Annotated in this window: 8 protein-coding genes; 3 read left to right on the top strand and 5 right to left on the bottom strand. The window is 61.1% G+C overall.

What is annotated here, in order from left to right; translation table 11 throughout:
- Nucleotides 1-23 precede the first annotated feature (23 nt).
- The gene (locus AC1D06_RS40035) at nucleotides 24-1460 is read right to left on the bottom strand and encodes an MFS transporter (protein WP_477991052.1); all 1437 of its coding nucleotides are present in this window, start codon (nucleotides 1458-1460) and stop codon (nucleotides 24-26) included.
- A 156-nt stretch (nucleotides 1461-1616) separates the two neighbouring features.
- Nucleotides 1617-3140: a glycogen synthase GlgA gene (glgA, locus tag AC1D06_RS40030; RefSeq protein WP_477991051.1), complete on the bottom strand. Its 1524-nt coding sequence runs from the start codon at nucleotides 3138-3140 to the stop codon at nucleotides 1617-1619.
- A gap of 333 nt (nucleotides 3141-3473) precedes the next feature.
- Between glgA and AC1D06_RS40025 the strand changes: the two genes are divergently transcribed.
- The 3 genes from AC1D06_RS40025 (at nucleotide 3474) to AC1D06_RS40015 (ending at nucleotide 6867) form a co-directional block, all read left to right on the top strand.
- A complete protein-coding gene (locus AC1D06_RS40025) occupies nucleotides 3474-4013 on the top strand; it encodes a hypothetical protein (protein WP_477882813.1) in 540 nt (179 codons plus the stop codon).
- A gap of 123 nt (nucleotides 4014-4136) precedes the next feature.
- A complete protein-coding gene (locus tag AC1D06_RS40020; RefSeq protein ID WP_477882815.1) occupies nucleotides 4137-5369 on the top strand; it encodes an autotransporter outer membrane beta-barrel domain-containing protein in 1233 nt (410 codons plus the stop codon).
- 241 nt (nucleotides 5370-5610) lie between these two features.
- Nucleotides 5611-6867: a calcium-binding protein gene (locus AC1D06_RS40015; RefSeq protein ID WP_477882817.1), complete on the top strand. Its 1257-nt coding sequence runs from the start codon at nucleotides 5611-5613 to the stop codon at nucleotides 6865-6867.
- A 55-nt stretch (nucleotides 6868-6922) separates the two neighbouring features.
- On the opposite strand, the gene AC1D06_RS40010 is transcribed toward AC1D06_RS40015, so the two are convergent.
- The 3 genes from AC1D06_RS40010 to AC1D06_RS40000 all read right to left on the bottom strand — a co-directional run.
- Nucleotides 6923-8458 (bottom strand): mannitol dehydrogenase family protein, encoded by a 1536-nt coding sequence (locus AC1D06_RS40010; protein ID WP_477991050.1) that lies wholly within the window; start codon nucleotides 8456-8458, stop codon nucleotides 6923-6925.
- Nucleotides 8458-9255, bottom strand: coding sequence for an SDR family oxidoreductase (locus AC1D06_RS40005; protein WP_477991049.1), 798 nt, complete (start codon nucleotides 9253-9255; stop codon nucleotides 8458-8460). The genes AC1D06_RS40010 and AC1D06_RS40005 overlap by 1 nt, the downstream gene beginning before the upstream one ends.
- An 85-nt stretch (nucleotides 9256-9340) precedes the next feature.
- Nucleotides 9341-9979: 3-methyl-2-oxobutanoate hydroxymethyltransferase (locus tag AC1D06_RS40000; protein ID WP_477991048.1), on the bottom strand; the 639-nt coding region annotated here is incomplete at its 5' end.

Genomic DNA, 9979 nt, shown 5'->3' with positions numbered 1-9979 from the left:
GTCCCCACAAGGACCGGGCTTTTTCATTTGTTCGCAGCCGCCGGCTTCTTCCGCACATTTTTGGTGCCGATGGTCATCGCGGCGCAGACCGCGCTCAGCAAGGCGAGCACCGCCGCCGACAGCATGACAACCCGATAGGCCGCCTGGAATTCGGCTGGCTCGATGGCCGAGAGATCGGCGCCGCCGAAKGCGATGCCGATCGCCGCGACCGCCACCAGTCCGCCGCCGCGCGCGGCCGCATTGTTGATACCCGAAGCAATGCCGCTCGCCTCGCCCGGCACCGAATTGAACACCGTCGAGGTCAGCGGCGGTATGGCAAAGGTCATGCCCACGCCCATCAGCAGCAGTCCGGGCAGTGGGCCGGTGAGGAAATGCGCGTCCGCACCATGCGTCGCGAACCAGAGAAAGCCGCATGCCGTCAGCAACGGCCCGCCGATCAGCGGCAATCTCGCGCCGATATGATCGGAAAGCGAACCCGCCCAGCGCGATCCTGCCCCCATGATCACGGAAAACGGCAGGAAGGTCGCACCGGCTTCTGTCGCTGTATAGTGATGCACCCGGATGAGCATGAAAGGCAGCATGAACATGGCGCCTGACAGGGCCGCATAAAGCACGACGGTCAGAATGTTCGCACCGGAAAAAGCACGGTTGCGGAAAAGCCCGAGCGGCAGCATCGGCGCGGCGGACCTCCTTTCGACCAACACGAAGATCGCGGCAACCGGAATGGACGCCAGACTGGCCACGATCGCCACGGTTCGACCGCCCTCACCGAGAGCGATCAGGCCGAAGGAAAACAGGCCGAGCATGCCAATCGCCAGCGCCGAACCCAGGAGATCGAGACGTTTGTTGACCAGGCCCATGTCCGGTGGCAACCGGGTCAGGAGCAGCAATGCGGCGACGGCAATCGGCGGGTTGATGAAGAAGATCGAACGCCAGCCGACCGTATCCACCAGCCAGCCACCGAGCGGCGGTCCCGCCGCCGTCATGATGGCCGCGGCAGCCGACCATGTGCCGAGCGCCCTGCCCCGCGCCTCCTTCGAATAGGCCGTACCGATGATGGCGAGACTTGCCGGTACGAGCAAAGATGCGCCCGCACCCTGCAGCACGCGCGCCGCAATCAGCCATCCGGCCGATGGCGCTGCCCCGCAGATGATGGAAGCGAGGGCAAAGATCACCAAGCCGGCGCCGAATGTGCGCTTGCGCCCGAAGCGGTCGCCGAGCGAGCCGCCAAGCAGCATCAGGCTGGCAAGCATCAGCATATAGCCGTTGATCACCCATTGCATCGTGGCAAGCGTCGAATGCAGTCCCGACTGCATGGCGGGCAGTGCCACATTCACCACAGTGCTGTCGATGAAGCCGAGACTGGAGCCGAGGATCGTCACCGGCAGCACCCAGCGCGTATTGCGAAGGATAGCCTCGACGCCGCCTGCGGGAGGGGATGAAGAAACGGGATCAGCCATGGAAAGCACATTCGGAAGGGCAGTGACGCCTTACCTTCGCATTCCCAGTGCCGAATTGCGAGAGCCGAAAGCCGGCTTTGCACCAGTGAATCAATTTTACAACAGCGCCCTGCAAGGCACTGTGTTCATTCCACAAAGCGTCCCCTGGAGCCCGGCCTAACCTGCGGACCTGAAGCCGTGCCGATGAAAAGTCGTGTGCGTGCTCTTCGGCCGGTGGTGGTTGATCCTCGGATGCTCCTGTAGCCCGTCGCGCTGGCGGCGCAATGCGGTATAAAGCGCTGCATATTGCTGGGCGCTGCGATCCCAGGAGAAATCAGTCTTCATCCCCTGGATCTGAAGGTTATGCCACTGCGCCGGGTGGTGGTACATCGCTACCGCGCGTTCGACCGCATGGTAGAGATCTTCGATGGAGCCGGCCCTGAACTGGAAACCGGTCGCCACGCCCGCAGAAAGGCCGGCATCGTTGGCGTCGATGATTGTCTCGGCCAGCCCTCCGGTGCGCGCCACGATCGGTGGAGCGCCATAGCGCAGCGCATAGAGCTGCGTCAGGCCGCAAGGTTCGAAGCGCGACGGCTGGACGATGCTGTCGCTGCCGGCGTGGACGAGATGCGCCTTGGCTTCCTCGAAACCGATATGCACGGAAACCCGGCCCGGATAGCGCGCTGCCGTCTCCAGAAGCAGGTCGACCAGCTGGCGGTCACCCTGGCCATGGACGATAAGATGGCCGCCAAGATCGATGAGGCCGGGCACGATCGGTGCGAGCAGGTCGATCCCCTTCTGCCATGTCAGCCGGCTGACCACCGAGAAGATCGGTCCGCCGTCGTCGTCCAGCCCGAATTCTTCGACGAGCGCCTCGCGGTTCGCATGCCGCTTGTCCAGCGTCCATTCATTGTAGGTCTCGGGAATATAAGCATCGGTTTCGGGGTCCCAGACATCCATGTCGATGCCGTTGACGATGCCGCGCAGCGCATTGCGCCGCTCCGACAGCATGCCGCCCAGCCCCATGCCGAGGTCTTGGGTGAGGATTTCGCGGGAATAGGTCGGGCTCACCGTGGTCAGCAGATTGGACGTGGCGATACCGGCCTTGAGGAAGCAGATGTCGCCGTAATATTCCATGCAATCGGTGGAAAGATAGCTTTCCGGCAGATCCAGGTAGGGAAACAGGCTGGAGGAGAACTGGCCCTGGAATGCAAGGTTATGGATGGTGAGCAGCGATGGCATCTCGATCCCCGCGGCGCGGAGATAGGCGGATGTCAGTGCGGCCTGCCAGTCATGCGTATGCACCACGTCGGGTCGCCATCCCGGCAGAAGCCCCCCGGCTATGTCGGCCGCCGCCTTCGACAGTGCGGCAAAGCGCAGCCAGTTGTCGTGATGATCGACGCCGTTCTCGTCGACATAGGGACCGCCTTTGCGATAAAACAAAGCCGGGCAGTCCAGGATCAGCAGTTCGAGATCGTCATAGACGACGGAAATCAAGCCGACGCCCTGCCCCAGGACGGTAAAATCCGCCAGCCGCGGACCGCGCGTCACCGCGTCCATCACCGATGGATAACCGGGCAGCAGCGTCTTCGTCTCGACGCCATATTGCCGAAGCGCCAGCGGCAATGAGCCGGCGACATCGGCGAGCCCACCGGTCTTTACCAGTGGAAAAACTTCTGATGTTACGGATAGAATTTTCATGGATGCGCCCGCTCCCTTCAACCCGGACGCCGGGTCCCCCAGCGCCCACTTTCGAAACAGTTTCGTTGCTGTTTGGTTCCTGTAGAGGTGGAGTATTTTCTTGCACGAAACCTTGAGCAAAATCGGTCTGGACGTCATGGCTGGCAACGTGCTGCGCAAGAAAACCTGCCGGCTGCCCGGCGGCCTGCGCACAGTCATCTCGATGGCGACGCGCGGGATTAAGGGCCGCGTCTCCTTTGCCAAAACGGTCCGCCGCATCCGGGGGAAGATGACGAAACGGAACTTCTGTCGCCGCGATGAGTTGAGAAAGGCGCGCATTTCTAGGAGGCGATCATGGCAAGGTCATCGAAACCCGGCGATAGCTTCCCGTTTTCCCTCGTTGGCAAGGAGAATCCGGTGCCCGATACGAACGAAAGCATCCAGAACGCGGCCGACGCCGCCAAGCAAACCAGCAACCAGACGATCCAGGACATTGCCGAGCAGCTGAAGGCGCTCCGCGAACAGGTCCAGGCGCTGCAGACGACCACGGCAGACATCGCGTCGCGCACTGGCAAGGTCGTGGCGAGCAGCGCGCGGGTTGCTGGCGGCAAGGTCGCCGAAGAAGCTCGCGCGGCCGGCGACAAGGCCGTGGCCGGCGCCAAAGCCGCGGGACAAACGGTGACCTCGACGGTCGAGGCCTACCCGCTTTCAGCCGTGCTGATTGCCTCGGCCACGGCCTTCCTGCTGGGCAGGCTGACCGCCCTGCCGAGCTATGAGCCGACCTACTCCGACCGCGCTGAACGTGCGCTCGACGGGCTGCGGGAGCGGCTGCATGACCTTTCATCGCGGCTGCCGCCGAACTTGAAATCGGCGCTGCGGTCATCTTTGCGCTGATTTCCAGACCAGGTTCAGATCTCCAGGACCCGGATTTTAAGCGTCCGGGTCTTTTGCATTTTCCCGAATAACTTGCACGCGTCATGCGTTCTTGCCGCAAGAAGGGCCAGACAGGAGGGCATTGTGGCTAAGCCGACGCACGTCAATTCCGACAGCAACGCATATGAACTGGATCAATCGAACCACGCCTGGATTTTCGACGAAAGTCATCTTTTCAGCGGCAACTATGCCATCCACCAAGCCTCAATGCTTTCCGACGATACGATCACCATAAACGCGCGGGTGGTCTCTTCGACAAGCCTTGGAGCAGGCGTCATATTTGAAGGCTCGAACTCTAAAATCGTCGTCAGCGACCTCGGTTTTGTGTCCGGCAACACCGGCATCCGCTCCATCGGCGGCGGCACGACGGTCGAAAATAACGGCACGGTCATCGCGCAGGCGGCGGCAATCGATATCGAGGCTGAGAATGGACATGTCGTCAACAATGGTAGCCTCGCTGGCGTCGCCGGGATATTCATGAATTCCGACGATGGCGTCGTCGAAAACAACGGTCACATCTACGCCGACATGGTCGGTTTGGACCTTGTGGGCAACAATCTGTCCGCGACACTTGGAAAGGAGAGTGTCGTTACGGCCGTATCCGCGGGTATCACGGTAGAGAGCGTCACCGGCGACAAATCCAAGGTGACCAACAGCGGCCTCGTTGCCACTGCGGGGCATGACGCATTTGTTGGCGCAGATGGCAAGGAAACCTTCATCAATCATGGCACGGTCCGCGGCAACGTAACCCTGGGCGCCGGCAATGACGTATTCAACAATCTGGACGGCAAATTTACCGGCACCGTCGACGGGGGGCTCGGGGACGACACCTATGTCGTCGACTCCGCCAAGACTGTGATTGTCGACGCAAATGACAGCGGTAACGACACTGTCAAATCCATCGTTTCCTTCTCGCTCGCCGCGCCGACGCTGATGAATGGCCAAGTTGAAAATCTCGTCCTGCTGGGCACCAAGAACCTGCACGGGACGGGCAACGCGCTCAACAACGAGATCACCGGCAATGCTGGCAACAACGTGCTCGACGCCGGCGCCGGGATGGATCAACTCAAAGGCGGAAAAGGCAACGACACTTTCGTCTTCGCAACCGGCCATGAAACCGACAGCATCACCGATTTCGGCCATGGCGCCGACAAGATCGATCTCTCCGGCTGCGCCGACATCGCCGACTTCAAGGACCTGATGAAGAATCACGTGATGGAAGACAAGGGCAATGTCTATATCGACAGCGGCACCGACGAGCTCATCCTGCAGCACATCAGCAAGGCCGATCTGCATCAGGGTCAATTCATTTTCTAGCGGCCGATAACGGCAATGTGCATTGCCGACCGGAAGATGTCCGAGGCAACACGTTTGCCCGCAGGAAGGCGATGAACGGCGCCGAGCCGGCCCCCGCGCGTAGATGCTTTACCCAGCCGGAGCGCATTGCCTCGGCGACGGCATTCCTTTCGGACGGATTATATCGGGCGGATCGGGTGGCGGACGAATAATGCCGTGCGCCCGTCCGTCCTGGACTTGAGGCAACAACGGGGAGCGCACGATGAGCAAGACAAATGTCTTCGACGCCAATTCATCCACCACGACCGAAATCGACCAGTCCAACGAAAGCTGGTTGTTCGTCGAGCACTTCCTCTTCTCAACCTCTACAGGCAATGTCATTCACCAGGGATCGACGTTCAGCCAGGACACCATTAGTGTCGATGGCACGGTCTATACCAGCGCGGTGAATGCGACCGGCGTCCTCCTCGAAGGCACCAATTCGACACTGACCATCGGTGCCAGCGGCTCGATCCAAGCCTATACCGGCATCAGCGCTGCCGGCGCCGACCTGACGGTACAAAATGACGGCATCGTTCTCGCCACGGGCTTCTCCGCCGCCATCGCCGCCACGGGCGCGAACGCCCACATCATCAACAATGGCACGCTTTATGGCCTTGCCGGCATTCTGGCTCAAGCCGACAAGGTGAGCGTCGAAAACAACGGCACGATCCACAGCAGTCTCACGGCGATCGTCCTCGACAGCGATGGCGGCAAGATAGTGCTGGGCGAAGACAGCATCCTGACAGCCTCCACCACTGCCATCTCCGTGACCACGGCGCTCGGACAAAAATCCACCGTCATCAACAACGGCCTGATTGCGATGAAGGAGGGCACCGCCTATGCGGGCGACGGCGACCTGGGCAACGAGACGCTGATCAACCACGGCACCATTCGCGGCGATGTCACGCTCGGCGCGGGCAACGATACATTCAACAATATGGACGGCATGTTCGCCGGCATGGTGAGCGGCGGCGCGGGCAACGATACGTTCATTATCCATTCGGCCAAGACGAAAATTGTCGAGAACGCCGGCCAGGGCGACGACGCGATCAAATCCACGGTCTCGATTTCGCTGGTCTCAACGGCGCTGAGCGGTTCCGAAATAGAGGATGTCAGGCTGCTCGGAACCAAGAACCTGCATGCCACCGGCAATGCTCTCGGCAATGAGATCACCGGCAACAATGGCGACAATGTCATCGATGGCGGCGCAGGATTGGACATTTTGAAAGGCGGCAAAGGCGCCGACATCTTTGTCTTCGCCACCGGCAACGGGACTGACGATGTCGTCGATTTCAGCCATGGCGCCGACCGGATCGATCTCTCCGGAACCGGGATCAAGAACTTCAAGGATCTTATGCAGCATCACCTGAACGAGGACGTCGGCAAGCATGCCGTCTATATCGACGACGGCACCGACGAAATGATCCTTGATCATGCACACAAGGCGGATCTCGACGCGTCGCAATTCATTTTCTGACGACAGAGTTCCTGGTAGAACAGCCCTGCCTGCCCGCCGCCGCAAACATTATGTGCTATTCTCCGAAACGTCCCGCCATGTGGTCGGCAACCACCTCGATCGCCGGCTTTTCGCCGAGCGCCTTGAAATAGATTGCAAGCCGCCACTTTACTTCGGCATTGTCCTTCAAATCCGAGCCGAAGATCGCAGAGATGTCGAGGAAACGGACAATCGCAGCATCGATGTCATTCGCCGACGCTTTGCCGATGCCGACCGTCTCGGCGGCAAAGGGATCGCGGACATCCAGGGCTTGGCCTTGCCAGTCACAACCAGCGGCATATTTCATCCAGCCTGCCAGGCCAAGCAGCAGCCCGCCGATCGGCGTTCCCGCCTTGAGACCGGCCCGCATCGGCTCCAGCAGCCGCTGGCGGATCTTTTGCGAGCCATCGGTAGAGATCTGCAATGTGCCATGCTTGAGATCGGCATTTTTCAACCGGCCGATGGTCTGATTCAGATAGGCGCCGACGTCGATGCCGGCGACATGCGGCAGGTTGGGGATGACCTCGCGGGTGATCGTCTGCCGGGCGAAGGCGGAAAAGGTTTCCGTCGCCATCACGTCGGCCATGAATTCAAGCCCCGAGAGCAGTCCGAGCTGGCAGACATTCGACTGGATGCCGTTCACCACCCGCATTTTCAGGATTTCATAGGGCAGCACATCCGGGACAAACAGGGCGCCTGCGGCATCCCAGGCAGGCAGTTCGGCGCCCTCGCCCGTTTCGATCACCCACATGCGAAAAGGCTCGCCGGTGACGAGGCCATAGTCGCGTAACCCGGTCTCCGCTTCGAAGGCGTCGAGATATTCGACCCGCGACGTCGGCACGATCCGGTCGACCATGGTGTTGAGGAACCGCGCCTCGTTTCCGATCCTGCGACCGAGCGCAGGATCAACCTCGCGTGCCAATCCCAGCACTGCGCGCCGAAGCGTTCCGCCATTGTCGGGGACATTGTCGCAACTCATGATCAGTGGCGGCTCTCGCCCGTCCCGAAATCGAAGCGATAAGACCCGAAGCAGGAACCCTGGCACCGAGCGCGGCGTCTCGGGATATTCGATGTCGTGGCGGATATCCGGATGGTTCTCGTCCAGTTCGCCGGTGGCCGGAATGTGGCAATAGCCCTTCTCCGTTACCGTCATGTTGATCAGCCGGATATCCGGCGATGCGGCCCGGGCAATCGCGCGGCCGAGTGTCAGGCGGTGTTCGTCATATCCGTCATCGAGCACCGAAATCGTCTCGACGATCGAGCCGATCAATCGCCGCTCCACCTGGCCATTGTCGCGCAGCTCGCGGCAATAAAAACCGTCCTGCTCATCCAGGACAGCCGAAATAGCCGGCGGTTTCAGATTGACCCCGACAATACCCCAATCACCGAACGACGCTTCCAGCGTATCATCGGTATAGTCAGCCTGGTGGCAGCGATGGAAGGCGCCGACACCGAGATGCAGAATGCCGGGACGGAGCCGCGACCGGTCATAGCCTGGACGACGGATCGACGGCGGCAGCCGAACAATCGTGTCGGCATTCAGCCGGTTGGACGTCTGGGAAGCGCCATCCATCAGCTGTCCTTGCCGACATTCGGCGCGCCGAGCACGGCCTGTTCGAGGTCGATCAGCGTGCCAGTCTGCAGGCCGGAGAGATCGCTCAGCAGATAAAGCGCCAGCCGCGCCACTTCGTCCATGCCGAGCAGGCGGCCGAGCGGGAGACCCTTCGCCACCTCTTTCGCCCAATCCGGCCCCTTACCGAGGATCTCGCCCTGCATGCGGTTTTCATTCGGCGTGGCGACCCAGCCCATATTGATGCCGTTGACGCGGATGCGGTCGGCCATATGGGCATTGGCGGTATTCTTGGTCAGCGTCGACAGCGCCCCCTTGGTCGCAGAATAGATGGCGAGATCGGGCGTGCCGCAATGGGCATTGGTCGACAGGATATTGACGATCGAGCCGGGCGCGCCACGCTTCAGCATGTCCCGGACCGCTGCCTGCATCAGGAAGAACGGCGCACGCGCATTGACCGCAAAAATCCGTTCCCAGTCGTGGAGCGTACCATCGACAAGCGAGGCCCGGTCGGTCAATCCGGCGGCATTGACGAGGAGATCGATGCGGCCGAACGCCTGCACGGTCTGGTCGACGAGTTCGGACGGCGAGATTGCATTGCCGAGATCGGCCTCGATGAACAACGACTTCACGCCATTGGCGGATAGGCTGGCTGCTACAGCTTCTCCCGCCTCACGCTGCCGGCCGCATACGACGATTGCATCAGCCAGCGCCTCCGCCGCCAGTTCGGCGATCCGCGTTCCAAGCCCCTGGGTGCTGCCGGTGATTAGCAGTACCTTGCCGGCGAGATCGATTTGCAAGCCATCCTCCCCGGCGTGAAACCATCTGCAAGATCGAAACGGCAGTCCTTCCTGCCGTGTTCAGTTCAGGCTAAGGCGAAAGCGGTCACTTGAACAGTGCCAGAAATTTGTCACGCTCGGCCGGATCCATCTTCACCAGATGTTTTTCCTCCGGATAGGCGCCGCTCTCGACATCATCAGCATATTCGCGGAAGGCCGCGATCCGCTCGTTCTGCAAGCGCTCGTTTTCGGCAAAGAAATCGCGATAGACCTTGGAATGCCTGGGATAGTGGCCGCGATGGCTGCCGAGAATATCCATGGCGAACAGATATTGCGCATCGCAGCCGCTGCCCGCGCCCATCGAGATCATCAGCATGCTGGTGCGGGCGGAAATGGCGCTGGCGATCTCCGGCGGCACGACTTCGATCTCCGCCGCGAAAGCGCCCGCCTCTTCCAGCGCCTTGGTCTGTTCCCAGACCCGCATGGCGCTGTCGACCGTCTTGCCGACCGCCTTGAAGCCACCAGTCCAGGTGCGGCGCGACGGGATCAGCCCGACATGCCCGACCACCGGAATACCCTCATCGCGCAGCCGCCGCACGATCGGCAGGCTGGCGCCACAGTAGACGGCATTGGCGCCCAGCTTCAGCATTTTGAAGGCGATCCGCAGATAGTCCTCTTCCGTGACATAAAGACCCGGCTCAAGCCCGGCGACCGCAAACGGTACAGGACAGAAACCGCGAAACTC

The organism is Rhizobium sp. P2_G2, assembly GCF_056403555.1.
The sequence above is the reverse complement of the archived record's forward strand: the minus strand, read 5'-3'. Positions and strand labels throughout refer to the sequence as shown.